Genomic DNA, 16,561 nt, shown 5'->3' with positions numbered 1-16,561 from the left:
GGGCACCCCGCCCGACGCCGCGCCCCAAGGCCCGGTCGTCGTGGTGAACGCGCCCCCTGTCTGGGTGCCGATTCCGCCGCCCCAGCTACCGCCGCCGCCTTCGCTGCCGCCACTGCCCGCGCCACCGAAGCTGCCCGCCCCGCCGAAACTGCCGCCGCCCCCGCCTCCGCCAGTGTTGTGCCTGCCGCCGCACCACCTCGTGCAGGGCGTGTGCAAGTGATGTCGCGGGCCCTCGCGAGGCTGGTGTCGATCCTGACCCTTCATGCGCCCAGCACGGAGCTGGAATTGCTCGTGCTATTTCACCGCGGTGCGCGCACACTTATTCGCAGCGTCGGTTCTCGCACGAGGCGCTCCGACGCCTCATCGGCTGGGGAGACGATGTGACGACCGCACTATCCAACTTTGACATCGTCAGCGACGGGGAGCTGGCCCGCGCGGCGGCGACGGGTGATCGACGCGCCTTTGCCATGATCTACGACCGTTACGCCGACCGGTTGCACGACTTCTGCATCGGCATGGTCCGCGATCGCGACACCGCGGCCGACTGCGTGCAGGACGTCTTCTGCTCCGCCGCGACCCAACTGCCCAAGCTGCGCGACCCCGAGCGGCTCCGGCCCTGGCTGTACGCCATCGCCCGCAACGAGGCGCTGCGTTGCATCCGGGACCGCCGCCGCGAACAGGTCTCCGATGAGCTGCCCGAGGCCGCGTCGCACGACGCGGGACCCGATACCCTGGCCGCGCGCAACGAGCTGGCCGCCCTCGTCGCCGAGGCCGCCGGCGGGCTCGTCGACCGGGACCGCGCGGTGCTGGAGCTGGCTTACCGCCACGGCCTGGATGGGCCCGAGCTGGCCAACGCGTTGGAGGTCAGCCCCGGCACCGCCAACAAGATGGTGTCGCGGCTGCGCACCACCATCGAATCGTCGTTGGGTGCGCTGCTGGTGGCCAGGCGCGCCGAGCACACCGCCGACAAATGCGCCGAGCTGGGCGCCATCCTCGCGGGCTGGGACGGGCGCTTCAGCGTGCTCATGCGCAAACGCATCACCCGCCACATTGAGTCCTGCTCCGTCTGCGAAGAAGAACGGCGCCGCCTGGTCAACCCGGTCGCGCTGCTCGGTGCGGCGCCGGTGTTCATCCCCGCGCCCGGCTGGTTGCGGGATCAAACGCTGGGACAGATCCGGCTGACGTCGGCCGACAGCGACATGAACACGGACGACGGCGGAGACGGCCACGGCTCGTCGGACGACGCCGCCTACGCGCCGACCGCGGCATCGTGGGCCGCCACCGCGGACCCGCACGACGGGGACTACCTCGAAACCGCGCAAGCGCACCGGGCGCGCCGGTTCATCCCGTGGATCGCGCTGTTCGCGGGCACCTTCATCCTCGCGCTGGGGCTGATGTACAGCTTCCTGTACCACCACAAAACGGCCATCACGCCGACCGAATTGAGTCGGTTCGCGCCCGCGCCGATGATGAAGCCGCCCGCACCGCCGGCCGCCAACCAGCTCCCGCCGGCGCCGCCCGCGAACCCGGTGGCCCCCGTTTTCTCGCCCCCGCCCGTTCAGGCGCCGGTCGCCCCGGCCCCGCCGGTGGTCGCGCCCCCGGTCGCACCACCGCCGGTGGCTCCCCCGCCGCCGGTCGCGCCGCCCCCGCCGATCGCGCCGCCCCCGCCGGTGGTTCTGCCCCCGCCCGTCGTGGTGCTGCCACCGCCGGTGATCCTCCCGCCGCCGGTGGTGCTGCCGCCGCCGCCCTCAGGAACCCATCCGTCGCCGCCGCGGTATCCGCCGCCGTCGCCCCCGAAGGCGCCTCCGCCCTCCGGGACGCCGGCGCCGGTTCCACCTCGGCCGCTCCCTCCGCCTAAGCCGAACCCGCCGCCGTCACCACCGCCGTCGAGTCCGGCCGGCCCGATCCTCAGGTGACCGGTACGTAGCGCCCGGGTAGCCCCGTACGGCACTATGAGAACGTCGTCGTCCGTGGAGAAGCTCGCGGGAGTTAGCTTGGTCGAAGTTCTCAGCGCCCAGACGGTGACTTCCTAGATGCCGGCCCGCCGGCACCCCTATTTCGCATACGGGTCGAATCTGTGCGTCAGGCAGATGGCGCTGCGCTGCCCCGACGCCGTGGATCCACGGCCGGCGGTGCTGGCCGACCACGACTGGCTGATCAACCAGCGCGGCGTCGCCACCGTCGAGCCGTTCGCCGGCAACGAGGTGCACGGGGTGTTGTGGCAAGTCTCCGACGAGGACCTGGCGACGCTGGACAGCGCCGAGGGTGTGCCGGTGCGGTACCGGCGCGACCGGCTGACCGTGCACACCGGCGACGGGCCATCACCGGCCTGGGTCTACATCGATCACCGGGTCATCCCGGGCCCGCCGCGGCCGGGCTATGTGCCCAGGATCATCGACGGCGCCGCGCAGCACGGACTACCGCAACGATGGATCGACTTTCTGCACCGCTGGGACCCGTCCCGCTGGCCCCGCCCCGTCGCCGCGACAACCCCTGCACCGCAATCACTTTCGGCGCTATTGAGCGAGCCGGCCGTGACCGAGGAGAGCCAGCTGCGATCGCGTTTCGGTTTCCTCGCCATCCACGGCGGCGGCCTGGAAGAGATGACCGACGTCATCGCCGAACGCGCCGCCGAGGCCGCCGACGCCTCGGTGTACGTGGTGCGTCATCCCGCTCGTTACCCGCACCACCTGCCGTCAGCCCGCTACGACCCGGACGAATCGCCAAGGCTGGCAGAGTTTCTCGATCATGTCGACGTCGCCGTCTCGCTGCACGGCTACGGCCGAATCGGGCGCGGCACCCAGCTGCTCGCCGGGGGACGCAACCGCACGCTGGCGGCCCACCTGGCGCGGCACATCCGGCTGACCGGCTATCAGGTCGTCACCGACATCGACGACATCCCACCGGAACTGCGGGGACTGCATCCCAACAACCCGGTGAACCGGGTTCGCGACGGCGGGACCCAGCTGGAACTGTCGGTCCGCGTGCGGGGTCTCAGTCCGCGCAGCCCGCTGCCGGGCGCCGACGGCTTGTCGCCGGTCACCTCTGAGCTGGTGCGGAGTCTGGCGGCCGCGGCGCGTTCCTGGTAAGTGTTTTTTTGGTCGTTGAACGGAGGTTGTTGGTGCGCAAGGATTTTCGCTTCGGGTTGAGCATGCGGTTCTTCAAGTCACGCTCGGCGTTGGTCGACAAGGTGAAGCGAGCGGAAGATCTCGGATACGACATCTTGTGCGTGCCAGACCATCTCGGCGCGGCGGCACCGTCGCCGACGCTAACCGCGGTCGCGATGGTGACGAGCCGGATCAAGCTGAGCATGTATGTGCTCAACGCCGCGTTCTACAAGCCGGCCCTGCTCAGCAGGGACCTGCAGGCCCTCGACGTATTGAGCGACGGCCGTCTGGAGATCGGGCTCGGCACCGGATACGTCCGCGAGGAATTCGAAGCCGCCGAGCTGCCGTACCCCAGCGCCGGCGCGCGGGTCGACTACCTGGGACACATGACGACGTACCTGAAGGAACATCACCCGACGACGCCGATCCTCATCGCCGGCAACGGCGACCGGGTGCTGACGCTGGCCGCCCGGCACGCCGACATCATCGGGCTCACCGGCGCCAGGGTGCACGACGTCGACGACCCGCTGGCCGAACGCATCGAGTTCGTCCGCAACGCGGCGGGTGAGCGATTCGACGCGCTCGAGCTGAACATGGTGATCACCGCGATGCCGCGCGAGGGTGAGAGCGCGCCCGACTTGAGGATGACCCGCCAATACGCACCCGACCTGTCCGACGAGCAGTTGCTGTCGATGCCGTCGGTGCTCAGCGGGTCACCCCGCGAGATGGCGGACACGCTGGTCGGCCTCCGCCAGAAGTACGGCCTGAGCTGCTTCACCGTGCAGGACAACAACCTCGACGCGTTCGCGAAGGTCATTGCCGAACTGCGGTGAGGGCGCCGCGGAGTCCCTCCCCGGTAAGCTCACCCTGTCCGCCCTCGTAGCTCAGGGGATAGAGCACGGCTCTCCTAAAGCCGGTGTCGCAGGTTCGAATCCTGCCGGGGGCACAGATGTGGTGTATGACCTCGGTTGATGCTTGGCATTCAGTTTCGGGTGATGGTTGACAGTGTTTCGGCTGATCCTTTACAGCGGTTTCGGTTGATCCTTGACACTCCCTAGATGAGGGAGTCGAGCGTGGCCGTACTGCGTCGATTGGATGGCGAGTGGTGCGAAGTGCCGCGCGCGTTGGGAAATTAGGCTGATGAGCAATGGTGCTCAGTGCTCGGATGGTGGCAGTGGCCCGTGGATGGTGAAGAAACTGTCTGTTAGTGCTCCAGCGATGTCTGCCATGCTTGCCTGTCAACCAGATTCGGTCGCAGTGGCATGGGGTACCCCCAGTCCTTCGGCAAGGTTTTGCAAAGCGATCCTCGCCAGCGGCAGGTCCACTCCCACTTCCCCGCCGAGCCCCAGCGCCAGGCTGAGATCCTTTTCTCCCAATTCGCGGGTGTGCAGGAAGGGTTGGTAGAGGAAGTGGTCGGGGGCGAGCGGCTTGCTCATGTCGTCGCGGAACATCATCGCTCCGGTGCCGCCGCTGTGTGCATCGGTGTGGCGCACGACCCTGCCGAATGCTTGCACATCAAGACCTGCCAACTCGGCGAGCTTCATTGCTTCGCAGGCAGCCGCAAAAGATGTGAAAGTTAGCATGTTGCGCGCCAGCTTCATCCGGGTCCCCGCGCCGGGTTCTCCGGCGTGAACCACCATAGACGCCCACTGTTTGAACGCCGGCTTGACGCGCTCGTAGACCTGGCGTTCGGCACCCACCATGACAGCTAGATCACCCGTCTTCACCGCTTCCACGCCACCGCTGACCGGGGCATCGATAACGTGAATGCCGTTGGGCCCCAGTTCCGCAGCCAGTTCGACTGCGGTCCGGTGGTCGATCGTCGAGTGGATCGCGATGACGGTACCGCGCTTGGCCCGCGGGGCGAGCCGCGCCACCACGTCGCGCACTTGCTCGTCGTTGAGCACCATGACACTGATGATGTCGGCCGCCGCCACGTCGTCCACGGTGTCGGCGACCCGCACTCCGGCGTCGGCGAACGACGTTGCGGCATCGGGCCGTACATCGAAGACGATCAACCCGCCCGGCCAGTCGACCAATTGCTTGGCCATCGGTGCGCCCAGATTGCCCAGCCCGATGAAGCCCAACATCGGCGCGTGATCGTCGGCCATGGATATCCTCCTCCGGGTCGCATGATCATTGTGCACGACGGCATTCTCACGCCCGCCGCAGCAGCATCGCTGTGGTGCCGCTGTTGGCCGCTCCGACGCCGACGGCGGCCAGCGTCGCGCCGTCGACCTGTCGCGCGCCAGCCTCGCCGCGGATCTGCAGACATGCTTCATGGAGATGCCCGAAGCCGTGCAGGCGTCCCCCGGACAGCTGTCCTCCCGCGGTGTTGATGGGCAATTGTCCGCCCAGAGAGATCCGCGCCGGGTCCGCGACCCACGCCCCGGATTCGCCGACCGCGCAGAAACCAAAGTCCTCCAGCCAGCAAAGCACGAAGACACTGAACCCGTCGTACAACGAAGCCACGTCCACATCGTCGATCGTGAAATCGGTGCGCTCCCAGATAGTGGACCAGCGCGAACTGATGCGGGTGACGTCTTCGCCTCCTTCCCAGGCGAACCGGTCGTGGTGAGCACAGTCGAGGGCCTCGACGGCCACGCCGGGGTGATCCAGCGCGACGACATGTTCGGGACGCGAGACGACGAACGCGGTGGCCCCGTCGCAAGCGATATCACAGTCGAACATGCATAGCGGGTCGGAAACCATCCGCGCGCTCAGATACGCGTCCAGGTCGAGTGGCTCGCGATAGATTGCTGCGGGGTTGCGCGCGGCGTGCGCTCGCTGCGCGATCGCTATCGACGCGAGCTGCTCCCGGGTCAGACCGTATCGCAGCATCCGCGCGCGGATTTGAAGCGCCGCCAGGTTGGCCGCCGTCACGCCAAACGGCATCTGCCACCCCAGCATTCCGGCGGGCCGCCCACCACCGGACCCATAGCCCCTGCGCCGGCCGGCACCCTGTGCGGTGCCCTCCCAGATGCTGCGCCAGCACAGGACATGGTTGGCAAGCCCGCTGGCCACAGCGAGCATCGCGTCCACCACGGCGCCGAGCTGTCCCGGCGATTCCACTCCCCCGGCGACCCAGTTCGGCTTGATCCCCAACGCGTCGTGGATGTCGCGAAGCGACGCCCCGGAGAACCCGACGCCGGGTTGCGACGACCCGGGATAGGTTGTGAGGCCGTCGATGTCGGCCAACGACAGACCCGCGTCGGCAACCGCGGCCAGACACGCTTCGGCGGTGAGCTCCAGCGGGTCCCGCCCCAACCGGCGGCCGATTGCCGACTGACCGATGCCGCTGATGACAGCCCGGTCGGTCACCAAAGTCCTCATCAGCGCTCCGGCTCGAACAAGGGAATGAACACCTCGTCTTCGCCGTCGATGCACCGATCAAATGTGACCCGAACGCGCATGTCCGGGGTGATCTCGTCGGGACGGACGTTCACCAGGTTGGTCAGCAGACGCGCCCGCCTGTCCTCAATCGGATTGACGAATGCGATGAGGTAGGGCGGCGTGAACCCCGGGAACCATTGGTGGCGGTTCACCGTCCAGGATTCGAGGAATCCGCGACCGCTGAGGTCGACATACTCGGTGGCCGCGTGGTCGACGGGACAAAGCAGCGCGGCCGGGTGACACAGCCGCCCACAGTTGGTGCAGCGTTGCATGCGCAGCACTCCGTCGGCGCCAGCGGTCCAGAAGGGCCGATTCAGCGCGGTCAGCGCCGGAACCGGGCGGTGAAGGTCTGCAATGTGAGTCATGCGCTATGGGTGAATTCGACTGCTAGCCAAACACTCCCGGCGATTGCGAGTAGTCCACCGTCGACAGCTCGGTCATGCCGCCATCGACGTGGAGCACCGTGCCGGTCACGAAAGCCGCATCGTCTCCTGCCAAGAACGCTACGGCGGGCGCGATCTCCACGGGGCTAGCGCCGCGCTTCATGGGAGACGCCGCCGCTGTCCTCGTGTAGTTGTCCCACTCGGTGCCGATCAGCTTTTCCTGTGCCTCCGTAAGGGCAAACGGACACACCGCATTCACTCGGATGCGGTGGCGAGCCCACTCGTTGGCGGCGACCTTGGTCAGCGCCGCCACCGCGCCCTTGGCCGCCGAGTAAGGAGCGGTGTAGGCGATGCCGGCGAGGGCGGAGCCCGACACGAAGTTGATCACCGACGCGCGCCCCGACTCGCGGAGGAACGGAAAACAGATCTGCATGAACCGGAAGGTCGCCTTGGGCCCGGTGGCCTCCGAGAGCTCCCAGTCCTTATCGGTGACCAGTTCGAGCGCCTTCGGCATCGCGAAGAACTGGGCCGCGTTGACCAAGACGTCGATGCGGCCACCTCCGGTTTCCGCCGCCTCGCGCACGGCGGCTTCAATCGCATCGCGGTGGGCCACATTTGCCCTGATGAAGGAGGCTCGCCCGGAATTGCCACGAATGCGCTCGACGCGCTCAAGGCCCTTCTCCCCGTTCAGATCGACGATAGTGACGTGGGCACCCAGGCCGGCCAACTCCTCGGCAATGGCCCCGCCCAACCCCTGAGCTCCGCCAGTAACCAGCGCGTATCTGCCCTCCAGACGAGCCAAGACCACTCCTTGCTGCTATGTAACAATGGAACATCCAACGTTCAATTATCCAATAATTGCAGATCGCCGCGGCGGTGCCTAGTGCACCCCTCGCGAGCCCTCCTGCCGCGACGAAGACGCGCATCCGCAGGGGTGCAGCCGGCCTCGCGGACCGGTCCGGCTCCCGGGCGCAACGCCGCACGTCGCGTACCATGAATAACCGGGATCACTGCCGTTGGGCGCATAGGAGTGTGATGTTGACCGACCCAGTCGCCGGCGAGGCGGAGGTCGCCGCCGAGGCTGACCGCCGTGACCAAATTCTTGACGCGGCAAACGAGTGCTTCACGCAGCTGGGCATCCAGCGCACCAGTGTGCAGGACGTGGCGCGCATGGCCAAGGTCTCCCGGGGCACCATCTACCGGTACTTCGTCGACCGCGATGTCCTGATCGAGGCCGCGATCGAGCATGGCGCCCAACGCTTCTACCGCGAAGTCGCCACGGCGATGGCCAAGAAATCGACTTTGGCCGAGCAACTGGGCGCGATGGCCGAGACGCACGCGAAGATCCTGCTCGACCACCGGACTCGCAACCGGCTGATGGCCGACGACGCGGAGTTGATGCGTCATATGGTGGCCGACGGCGACGCCGCCGTCCGGCGCACCACGAAGTTTCTGGAGCCCTACGTTCGCGATGCCCAGAAACGCGGCGAGGTCGGCGCCGGGGTCGACGTGACGGCAGGTAGCGAATGGCTGGCCCGCATCATCTATTCGTTCTCGACCGTCAATCAGGGTCTGACCTTTGATATGAGCAAACCGGCCACCGTCCGCCGCTATGTCGAAAAATTCGCCATCAACGGTCTGCGCTGACGCATTGAAATGACGGGACGGCCTTACATCGCCGTCCGGCTGTCGCGGCCCATCGCCGCGGGGTCCGTCGAGAACTCACGCACCATCGCCTGGATGGTGTAGGACGCGGCGAGCCGTCCATCTCGGGTGAAGACTCGGCCGTCGCCCTGCACGAGCCCGCGTCCTGACCAGAACGCGTGATTGGTGTAGAGCAGCCAGTCCGCGACGTCGACGTCGTCGTGAAACGCGATGGTGGCCTTCATGATCCCGGTCGATAAGGTGGCATGCGCGCGCGCCTCACCCAGGCCGGGATGCGGCAACATGCCCGCGGCGATCGTCCAATGCGTCGTCGACTGGGCCAGCAACGCGGCGTTCAGGTAGGGGGTCGGCGGCGCATCGCGGAATCGCACCCACGCGTTGATGATCGGCGGGCCCACCCGATCGGGATCCGGGTCGTACGCACCATCCACGACCCGAATCTCGCGGCCCGTCATACCGAAGCCCGCAAACGGCACCGCCGACTCGGGTCCCGGAACGTCCGGCATCGGCTCGCCGTGCCGCATCACGTCGGCCGCTCCGGAGGCTGCAAGCACCACACCTGCGCTGCGCAATACGCCCCGCTGACTGATGCGAATTTCGGCCGTCGAGAACGATCTACCCCGGCGAAGCACGTCGACGGACAGGTCTACGGGCGCGTCGAACGAGGCCGCTTTGGCGAAGATCATCGATGCCGACGTGACTCTCTGTCCTGGAAGCGCTTTTGACGCGGCCACGATCGCCTCCCCGAGCAGCTGGCCGCCCTCGACGACATTGCGATGAGTCGGCCCATGTGCGGGCCCGATGAACCGGTTATCGGCCACCTCCTGGACGTCGATAATCCTCGACAGTTCGTCGGCGTCTCCCCACAGCGGGAATCTCACGGCAACCTCTGAGCCGTCCGGCCAGACTTCGACGACGACTACACGTAGCGCGTCGCCGTAGAACGAGACGTGTCCCGCGATCGCCGCGACCTCTGGCAGCGGGGTGCGGTAGGTCCACACCACGTTTTCAACGCCAGAACCTGCCCCGTCAAGGCTCCAATAACTGGCCCGACCCTTGAACGGGCACACGCTGCTGTGATCCGACGGGCGGAACAGCTGCCACCGCACCGCGGACTCGGGAAAGTACAAGCGGTCCTCGTGGTCGGTCTCGGTCACCACGAGACACCGGTCGCTCTGGGCGACGAGCACGTCACCGAACCACACCTCGCCCCGATATGGGCACAGGGTCGCGTCGATGCGGTAATCGGGGTAATCGGGCCACGCCGATTCGACTTGTGTTGTCATCACTGCCCTTTCATCCGGCCTCATACCGTCAGCCCACGACGGGGTGGTGACGGTGGACGAATGACAAGCTGCTCGAGGCCGACCGTGGGAAAATTCATTGCGCTGGCGAACGTTCCTGCCAGCATGTCGGCCACGTCGTCCGGCGACATCAATGTCTCCTGCAGGAGGCCGCGCGCGACCCAATCCTGAACGACCGTGCCGAGCAGTTCGGGGTCGAATGCGGCGGTGAACTCGGTCGGAACGGTGCCGCCCACGGTGACACAGCAGTAGCGAAACCCGGGATGCTCTGTGCGCCAAGCATTGAGGCTTTCCGACAGCGCGGCCTTACTGGAGGAATAGGCGCCCAGCGCGGCTCGTGGTTGTCCGACGGTCTCGGAGGACATGGCGCTGACGATCGCCGCGGGAGCGAGAACTGGCAGACAGGACCGGACGACGTTATGTACACCAACCACATTCGTCCGCATCACGTCCATCCAATCGTCGACGGAGGTGTCGGCGAACATTCTCAGCGGCGCGTAACCCACCGAGATGAACAGCAGGTCGATTTCGCCAACGGTCCGGCGGGCCATATCGGCAAGCCGCACGCAGTCGTCAGCGTTACGCACATCCACGCTGATGGCGGCGGAGCACCCGGCTTCCGCGGCAACCTCGTCCAGACGGTCTTGACGGCGCGCCGCGATGAGCAGGTCGGCACCCTCCTTGCCGGCACGCACCGCGAATGCCCGCCCGATCCCGGCCGATGCCCCGATCACCACGACCCGCTTGCCGGCCAACGTCCGTTCGCCCATGTGCTGACCACCGATCGATAATCCACGCGTTCAAAGCCGTCCGACAATGGAGAACAATAGTACATCTATTGTTCAGTTGAGCGGCTTCCGCATGGTCCGTCAGCGGAGCCCATTGATCGCGAACGCCTCCACATAGCGCCGGACAGTGTCCGGCTTGGACATGTCGAACGTTTGGGCCTCGTTGACGGTAGAAAACGACCAGATGATTCGGGCCAGCCATTCGCTCGCAGCAGCAACGTCGACACCGGTGCCCACCTCGCCACGCTCGCGCGCGGCCCGCACATACGGTTCGAGAAATTGCGTGGTACGCCGGACCGCCGTGTCACCGTCGGAGATCATGTGCCGCATCAGTTCGGCGTCGTCGGCCATCAAACGGTTCCTTGTCCGATGGTCGAGGAGGATCCTGGCGTGGGTTTCCGCCATCGCGCCGACCTGCTCCGCCAGCGTGTTCTTCTTGGCCATCGCCGAGGCGACCTCGCGATAGAACCGCTGCGCGCCGAATTCGATGGCGGCGTCGATGAGCACGTTGCGGTCTTCGAAGTACCGGTACACCGTGCCCCGCGACACGTTGGCCTTTCGCGCGACGTCCTGGACGCTGGTGCGCTGAATGCCGAGTTGGGTGAAACATTCGTTCGCCGCCTCAAGGATCTGGTCGCGGCGATCGAATTCCCCGTCCGACTCGAGTTCGGTGGGGGCTGGTTTCGTCGACATGCCGCCCTATGCTACGCGACAAATTTGTGCATTGTGTTCCGTCGGGGGGCCGTGAAGCCGCTGGACGGTGGCCCCAAAGTGGTCATTGCAACACTTGGCGTACTTCTGTTTAGTATGGCTGTCGTCGGCGGTGACGCCAGAAACGAGGGCAGCGCGTGGAGCTTGGTGTGGCGGGACACAACTTCGTTCTGGTTGGCGGGACGACCGGCATCGGGTTCGCCGCCGCCGAGCAGCTCGCCGCCAACGGTGCCAACGTGGCGCTGCTCGCTCGTGACGGCGACCGCGCCCAGGCGCGTGCGGAGCGATTGACTGCGGACTACGGGGTGGGTGCGGTCGGCATCGCGGTCGACGCCGCCGCCGCCGGTGATGGCGTGGACCGTGCCGTCGACCGCGCGGTAGCAAGCCTGGGACCGCTGCGCGGCCTGGCCGTCACCGCCGGACCGATGAATCAACAGGGGCCGTTCCTCGAACACGGCGACGAGTCGTGGGACTGGTACTACCAATTGATTCTGATGGGGACCGTGCGCTCCTGCCGCGCGGTCATCCCGCACCTGCAACGCAATGGGGGCGGAACCATCGTGACGACGGCCGCGTATTCCGTTCGGGCGCCGAAGGTCCTCATTCCGCCGTATAACGCGCTGAAGGCCGCGGTGTTGACGTTGTCCAAGATTCTCGCCAAAACGCATGGCCCGGACGGCATCCGGGTGAACACCGTGTGCCCTGGGCTGTTCGACACCGAGGTGAACGACTTCATCCGCGCCCAGCGGGCAGCGCAATATGGCGTGGCGCTTCAGGACGCGATCTATACGCACCTGGCGAGCAACCCGGACTGGAACATGCGCGTCGCCCTCGGTCGCGGCGGACGTCCCGAGGAGGCGGGCGAGCTGATCGCCTTCCTGCTGAGCGACAGGGCGGCGTTCATGACCGGCGCTGCCGTCAACATCGACGGAGGCACGGACTTCTGACCCGCTCAGATCCCGATCTCGTCGGCGAGCAGTCGCCGGTGATAGGAGGCGTCGCCGAGCAGGTGCCCCGACGATTGAGCACGCTTGAAGTACAAATGGGCGGGATGTTCCCAGGTGAATCCGATGCCGCCGTGGATCTGGATGTTGGCGGCGGCGGCCCGAGCAAACGCCTCGGAACTGCACGCCTTGGCCAATGACGCCACAGCCGGCAATTCCGCAGAGCGTTGGGCCGCGGCCCGCACCGCGTAATAGGCCGCCCCGCGGGCACATTCGATGTCCAAGAAGACATCGGCGCACTTGTGGCGGATGGCCTGGAATGAGCCGATGGGCCTGCCGAACTGCCTGCGTGCCTTCGCGTACGCGACGGCCATCTCGAGACAGCGCTGCGCGCCACCGACCTGTTCGGCGGCCAGCGCGGCACAGCCGAGCGCGAGGGTCCGCCGCAGCACCGACACGGCGCCGCCTTCACGACCGACGAGCGACGCCGGCGTTGCGGTGAATTCGATACGGGCCTGTTTTCGGGTCTGGTCCAGGGTGGACAGCGCGCGCCGGGCGATGTTGTCGAAGCGGTCGACCGCGAACAGCGACAATCCGGAGTCACTCTGGGCGGCTACCAAAAGCACATCGGCGCTACAGCCGTCGAGGACGTAGGTTTTCGCCCCGTCCAGCACCCACGCGTGGGCCGTTTCTCGCGCCCGCGTGTGGATCGCCCCGGCCTCCCAGCGGCCCGACTCCTCGGTCACCGCCAGGCTGGCGATCGTCGCTCCGGACGCGATGCCCGGCAGGAATCGTCGCTGGGCATCGTAGTCGCCCGACTCAAGCAGCGCGCTGGACGCCAGCACCGCCGACGCGAAGAACGGGGAGGGAGCAAGCGCCCGTCCCAGCTCCTCGGCGACGATGCCGAGTTCGACGAAGGTGTACCCCTGACCGCCGAATTCCTCGGGAATTGCGAGCCCCACTAAGGCCAGTTCGTCGGACATCTGCGCCCACAACAACGGGTCGTACCCCAGCGGTGATTCCATGTGGCGGCGCACCTGCGCCTCGTCGGCCTTGCTTTCGAGGAAGGAGCGCACGACGCGACGCAGCTCGTCCTGCTCGTTGGTGAATGCGAAACTCGTTGCTTGGTACGACATTTCAGGGCCCCGCGGTTCCGCGTCCAGTCTGGCTCACCCGCGGAGCCTCAGCCCCCCGGCGCAAACTGCGCAGCCAGTCACCGACGGCGGCGGGGGCGGGGACCGGCGCGTCGAAGCGTCCCGGGTCGGCGGCCCAGAATGCGTCCCACGACGGGAAGGCGTCGTGGAAAGAGCCGTCCTGGCTCGGGCCGCCGGGCCAGCGCACCTTCCGCGGACCGATCGGCGGGTCGGTGATGTCGCTGCGGTACCAGAACAGCGGGGTGCGACGCGCGAAATACCAACGGCCGGCGCGCCGTTCGTAGCGGTCGAGATAGGCCAGCATCTCGATGAACCACGCGGTCTCGGTTTCCAAGTCGTTGCGCGAGTAGACAAGTCCGCTCGCGGTGTTGGCGTCGTGGACGTCGATGACGTGGCCGAGGACGCCGTGCGCGCTGCCCAGTAGCGTCGGACGAACCTCTGCGTCGTACCATTGGCGCATCGCGTCGCGCCCACGGCGCTTGCCCGGCACACCGACGTCGTCAACGAAAAGATTTGCCAGGGAATCGAAGTCGCGCATGTCCAACGCCACCGCGTAACGCGCCGCCAGCTGCCGAATTTCCTCGATGGCCTCCAGTCGGGCGACCCGCGCCTCCAACCCGGTCATGCCAGCTCCCCCGACCTCAGTAACTGCACCAGCCGGGGCTTGTCGATCTTGTTCGTGGTTGTGTAGGGCAGCCCATCGGCGTCGGGGAGGATCACCCACCGCTTGGGGACCTTGTACGCGGCCAGTTCCTTCCGGCAAGCCGCCGCGAGCTCATCCTGCGATGTGCACCGCCCCTGATTGAGCACGACCACGGCGCAGACGAGCGCGCCCTTGTCCGTGTCCGGAACGCCGACGACATAGGCGATCCGGACGCCATCGACGCCGCCGATCACCGCCTCGACCTCCACCGGCGCGACGTTCGCGCCCGACGTCTTGATCATGTCGTCGGTGCGTCCGGTGAAGAACAGAAAGCCGTCGTCGTCCAGGTATCCGGCGTCCTTCGTGTGATACCAGCCGTCGTCGTCGAACAGGTCGCTGCGCTGCCGCCCGACCATGCCGCGCATCATGGCCGTGCCCCGCACGCAGATTTCCCCTACCGTCCCGTTGGGCAGCTCCACGCCCGTTTCATCGACGATCTTGTGCTGATAGCCGGGTGCCGCAACCCCGAGCGAACCGCGCTTGCTTTCCGGCACCGGTTCGTGTGGTGGCCACCAGGTGTGCGAACTGCACGTCTCGGTCATGCCCAATTGTGTAACCAGCAGCGACGGATCGGCCGCGCGCAGTTCCGGCGGCAGCAGGACCTGGTGGTATCCCGCGCGCAGACTCGACAGATCGGTGGACGCGTAGTCGGGATGATTCGCCAGGGCCCGGCCCACGTGGGGGAATCCCGTTGCGTAGGTGGCCCGTTCGGATTCGAGCAGGCGCAGCACGTCGCCGGCGTCGAACTTGTGCTCGGTGATGATGGTGGCGCCGGTCTGCATCGGTCCGAGCAGACCGAAGACCAACCCGGCGACCCAGAAGAACACCATCGGGATGTACACCCGGTCGTCGGGTTTCCACTCGTGCTGCGTGGCGACGAAGCGAGAGTGTGTGATCGCGGTGCCGTGCGTGTGGATGACGCCCTTAGGGTCCGAGGTGCTTCCCGATGTGTAGATGACGACCAGGTCGTCGGACGGGCGGACGGTGGATTCGCACGCTCGCAGAAACGCTTCGGGCGCAGGTTCCGGCCACACACTCGGCCAGGGCCGCTCGGTGTCGCCGAGCCCGAAAACGTTGCGCAGCTGTGGCAGTCGCTCGAGATTCAGGGGCGGACCCGGGGCCGGAAACTCACCCGCAGCATCGGCGACCCGCGCCAGCATGTCCTTGCCGAGCAGCGCGTCGACCGATAGCAGGGTGTGGATGTCGGCGTCGCGAAGCAGCCACCTCAACTCCGGCGGCTGAAAGAAGGTGTTGATGGGCACCGCGACCGCGCCGATCCGGGTGGCAGCCAGGAAGGCGATCACAAAGTCGGGTCCATTGGGCGCCAGGATTCCGACCCGAACGCCTTTGGTGACCCCGGCTCCGAGCAGCCGCCGCGCCATCTCGGCAGACCGAATAGCCGCCTGGCCGTAGCTGATCCGCTCGATGGCCCCCCCGCCGGCCGAGCTGACGACGAAGTCGTTCTCTCCGTACGCGGCGACCAGGTCGGCCAGCATCGACGGGACGACGGGCGCGTAGGGCAGCGGGTCGTAGCTGAACGTTCGTGCGGATTCACCCATTGCGTGTCATTCCAGAACTCATCGACTCATTCCACGACCCACCGCGGTTCGCGCTTTTCCGCGAATGCGAGCATCCCTTCCCGGTAGTCGGGATGGGTCAGCTGGTGTTGCAGCACATAGCGATACGCGACGTCGTTGGCCGCGCGCAGCCCGACATCGAGGCTGCTCCACATCGCCTTGATCGATGCCTGGACCGTCGCCGGCGAGAGCTTCGCTATGTCCAAGGCGATTTCGCGCGCCCGCTGTTGTAGCCGATCCGCGGGCACGACCTCGTTGATCAGGCCGATCTCGTAGCCGCGCTGCGCGCTGATCCGGCCCTGCTTGGTCATCAACCCGAGCTGCATCACCATCGACAGCGGCATTCTGCGCAGCAGCACCGCGGGCTCGAGCGCGAACACGTTGCCCACGGCCAGATGCGTGTCGATCAGCTCCGCGTGCTCGGCCGCGATGATGAGGTCGGCGTCGGCGACCTGATGCAGGCCGCCGCCGACGACCATTCCGTTGAGGGCGCAGATGACCGGCTTCCACACGTTGTGGTGCAACCGCGAACCAGGAACCTTATTGCGGATGCCGCCCTCGGCCGTTGCCCGGATGTCCTGACCCGCGGAGAATGCGCGGTCGCCGGCTCCGGTGATGATGGCGACCCGGATGTTCGGGTCCTCCCGCACCCGTGCCCACGCGATGCCGAGTTCGGTGCGGGTCAGGTCGTCGGTGGCGTTGAGCCGTTCCGGTCTATTGATCGTGATGGTCGCGACCTGCTCGCTGACGTCGAACAGGATTCTCTTCAGTTCCACGACATCCCCTGGCATCGTTTCGTAGCAGTAAACACTACATCAGCATGTGTCTTGTC

At 66.7% G+C, this 16,561-nt stretch carries 17 protein-coding genes and 1 tRNA gene; 7 read left to right on the top strand and 11 right to left on the bottom strand.

What is annotated here, in order from left to right; all coding sequences use genetic code 11:
• The 5 genes from N415_RS32410 to N415_RS21335 form a co-directional block, all read left to right on the top strand.
• Window positions 1-220 (top strand): hypothetical protein (locus tag N415_RS32410; protein WP_204366833.1); only part of this gene is annotated, 220 nt, incomplete at its 5' end.
• A gap of 160 nt (window positions 221-380) precedes the next feature.
• Window positions 381-1,916, top strand: coding sequence for a sigma-70 family RNA polymerase sigma factor (locus N415_RS33295; protein WP_068186468.1), 1,536 nt, complete (start codon window positions 381-383; stop codon window positions 1,914-1,916).
• 117 nt (window positions 1,917-2,033) lie between these two features.
• Entirely contained in the window at window positions 2,034-3,089 is a 1,056-nt protein-coding gene (locus tag N415_RS21345; protein WP_068186466.1) for a poly-gamma-glutamate hydrolase family protein, read from the top strand.
• Between the two features lie 26 nt (window positions 3,090-3,115).
• Window positions 3,116-3,940, top strand: a complete 825-nt coding sequence (locus N415_RS21340) for an LLM class F420-dependent oxidoreductase (protein WP_081665402.1) — start codon at window positions 3,116-3,118, stop codon at window positions 3,938-3,940.
• Between the two features lie 40 nt (window positions 3,941-3,980).
• Window positions 3,981-4,053 (top strand) — tRNA-Arg (locus tag N415_RS21335).
• 292 nt (window positions 4,054-4,345) lie between these two features.
• Here the strand turns inward: N415_RS21335 and N415_RS21330 are convergent.
• Genes N415_RS21330 through N415_RS21315 form a run of 4 tightly spaced genes read right to left on the bottom strand, consistent with a single transcriptional unit; the run spans window position 4,346 to window position 7,685 of the window.
• Window positions 4,346-5,218 carry an NAD(P)-dependent oxidoreductase gene (locus N415_RS21330; RefSeq protein ID WP_068186464.1) on the bottom strand — a complete coding sequence of 291 codons (873 nt, stop codon included), beginning with the start codon at window positions 5,216-5,218 and terminating at the stop codon, window positions 4,346-4,348.
• Between the two features lie 46 nt (window positions 5,219-5,264).
• Window positions 5,265-6,428, bottom strand: coding sequence for a thiolase family protein (locus tag N415_RS21325; protein WP_239645650.1), 1,164 nt, complete (start codon window positions 6,426-6,428; stop codon window positions 5,265-5,267).
• Between the two features lie 11 nt (window positions 6,429-6,439).
• Complete coding sequence (locus tag N415_RS21320) at window positions 6,440-6,865, bottom strand: OB-fold domain-containing protein (RefSeq protein WP_068186460.1); 426 nt, start codon at window positions 6,863-6,865, stop codon at window positions 6,440-6,442.
• Window positions 6,866-6,887: 22 nt separating this feature from the next.
• Window positions 6,888-7,685 carry an SDR family NAD(P)-dependent oxidoreductase gene (locus tag N415_RS21315; RefSeq protein ID WP_068186490.1) on the bottom strand — a complete coding sequence of 266 codons (798 nt, stop codon included), beginning with the start codon at window positions 7,683-7,685 and terminating at the stop codon, window positions 6,888-6,890.
• Between the two features lie 233 nt (window positions 7,686-7,918).
• Between N415_RS21315 and N415_RS21310 the strand changes: the two genes are divergently transcribed.
• Window positions 7,919-8,530, top strand: a complete 612-nt coding sequence (locus N415_RS21310) for a TetR/AcrR family transcriptional regulator (protein ID WP_068186458.1) — start codon at window positions 7,919-7,921, stop codon at window positions 8,528-8,530.
• Between the two features lie 23 nt (window positions 8,531-8,553).
• Here N415_RS21310 and N415_RS21305 read toward each other — a convergent pair whose 3' ends face one another.
• The 3 genes from N415_RS21305 to N415_RS21295 all read right to left on the bottom strand — a co-directional run bounded on the left by N415_RS21305 (window position 8,554) and on the right by N415_RS21295 (window position 11,333).
• Window positions 8,554-9,834, bottom strand: a complete 1,281-nt coding sequence (locus N415_RS21305; RefSeq protein WP_068186488.1) for a DUF427 domain-containing protein — start codon at window positions 9,832-9,834, stop codon at window positions 8,554-8,556.
• A gap of 20 nt (window positions 9,835-9,854) precedes the next feature.
• Window positions 9,855-10,622, bottom strand: coding sequence for an SDR family oxidoreductase (locus N415_RS21300; RefSeq protein WP_068186456.1), 768 nt, complete (start codon window positions 10,620-10,622; stop codon window positions 9,855-9,857).
• Window positions 10,623-10,721: 99 nt separating this feature from the next.
• On the bottom strand, window positions 10,722-11,333 hold the full coding sequence (locus N415_RS21295) for a TetR/AcrR family transcriptional regulator (RefSeq protein ID WP_068186454.1): 612 nt from the start codon (window positions 11,331-11,333) through the stop codon (window positions 10,722-10,724).
• Between the two features lie 155 nt (window positions 11,334-11,488).
• On the opposite strand from N415_RS21295, the gene N415_RS21290 reads away from it, so the two are divergent.
• The gene (locus tag N415_RS21290; RefSeq protein ID WP_081665401.1) at window positions 11,489-12,298 is read left to right on the top strand and encodes an SDR family oxidoreductase; all 810 of its coding nucleotides are present in this window, start codon (window positions 11,489-11,491) and stop codon (window positions 12,296-12,298) included.
• 5 nt (window positions 12,299-12,303) lie between these two features.
• Here the strand turns inward: N415_RS21290 and N415_RS21285 are convergent, their stop codons facing one another.
• From N415_RS21285 to N415_RS21270, 4 genes are read right to left on the bottom strand one after another with little or no spacing between them, the layout of a single operon-like run.
• Complete coding sequence (locus tag N415_RS21285; protein ID WP_068186452.1) at window positions 12,304-13,431, bottom strand: acyl-CoA dehydrogenase family protein; 1,128 nt, start codon at window positions 13,429-13,431, stop codon at window positions 12,304-12,306.
• Between the two features lies 1 nt (window position 13,432).
• Window positions 13,433-14,074 (bottom strand): nuclear transport factor 2 family protein, encoded by a 642-nt coding sequence (locus N415_RS21280; RefSeq protein ID WP_068186450.1) that lies wholly within the window; start codon window positions 14,072-14,074, stop codon window positions 13,433-13,435.
• Window positions 14,071-15,711 (bottom strand): class I adenylate-forming enzyme family protein, encoded by a 1,641-nt coding sequence (locus N415_RS21275; protein ID WP_068186448.1) that lies wholly within the window; start codon window positions 15,709-15,711, stop codon window positions 14,071-14,073. The genes N415_RS21280 and N415_RS21275 overlap by 4 nt, the downstream gene beginning before the upstream one ends.
• Before the next feature lie 26 nt (window positions 15,712-15,737).
• A complete protein-coding gene (locus N415_RS21270) occupies window positions 15,738-16,505 on the bottom strand; it encodes an enoyl-CoA hydratase-related protein (protein ID WP_081665400.1) in 768 nt (255 codons plus the stop codon).
• Window positions 16,506-16,561: the final 56 nt, after the last annotated feature.

Origin of the sequence: Mycobacterium sp. UM_CSW (assembly GCF_000455205.1) — a bacterium.
Classification (GTDB): Bacteria; Actinomycetota; Actinomycetes; order Mycobacteriales; family Mycobacteriaceae; genus Mycobacterium.
This window is presented reverse-complemented; position numbering and strand designations above follow the sequence as displayed.

Coding starts and splice junctions, on each gene's coding strand:
- N415_RS21305 (WP_068186488.1), bottom strand. CDS start 9,834: ATGACAACACAAGTCGAATCGGCGTGGCCCGATTACCCCGATTACCGC.
- N415_RS21300 (WP_068186456.1), bottom strand. CDS start 10,622: ATGGGCGAACGGACGTTGGCCGGCAAGCGGGTCGTGGTGATCGGGGCA.
- N415_RS21330 (WP_068186464.1), bottom strand. CDS start 5,218: ATGGCCGACGATCACGCGCCGATGTTGGGCTTCATCGGGCTGGGCAAT.
- N415_RS21345 (WP_068186466.1), top strand. CDS start 2,034: ATGCCGGCCCGCCGGCACCCCTATTTCGCATACGGGTCGAATCTGTGC.
- N415_RS21285 (WP_068186452.1), bottom strand. CDS start 13,431: ATGTCGTACCAAGCAACGAGTTTCGCATTCACCAACGAGCAGGACGAG.
- N415_RS21275 (WP_068186448.1), bottom strand. CDS start 15,711: ATGGGTGAATCCGCACGAACGTTCAGCTACGACCCGCTGCCCTACGCG.
- N415_RS21320 (WP_068186460.1), bottom strand. CDS start 6,865: ATGACTCACATTGCAGACCTTCACCGCCCGGTTCCGGCGCTGACCGCG.
- N415_RS21310 (WP_068186458.1), top strand. CDS start 7,919: ATGTTGACCGACCCAGTCGCCGGCGAGGCGGAGGTCGCCGCCGAGGCT.
- N415_RS21295 (WP_068186454.1), bottom strand. CDS start 11,333: ATGTCGACGAAACCAGCCCCCACCGAACTCGAGTCGGACGGGGAATTC.
- N415_RS21280 (WP_068186450.1), bottom strand. CDS start 14,074: ATGACCGGGTTGGAGGCGCGGGTCGCCCGACTGGAGGCCATCGAGGAA.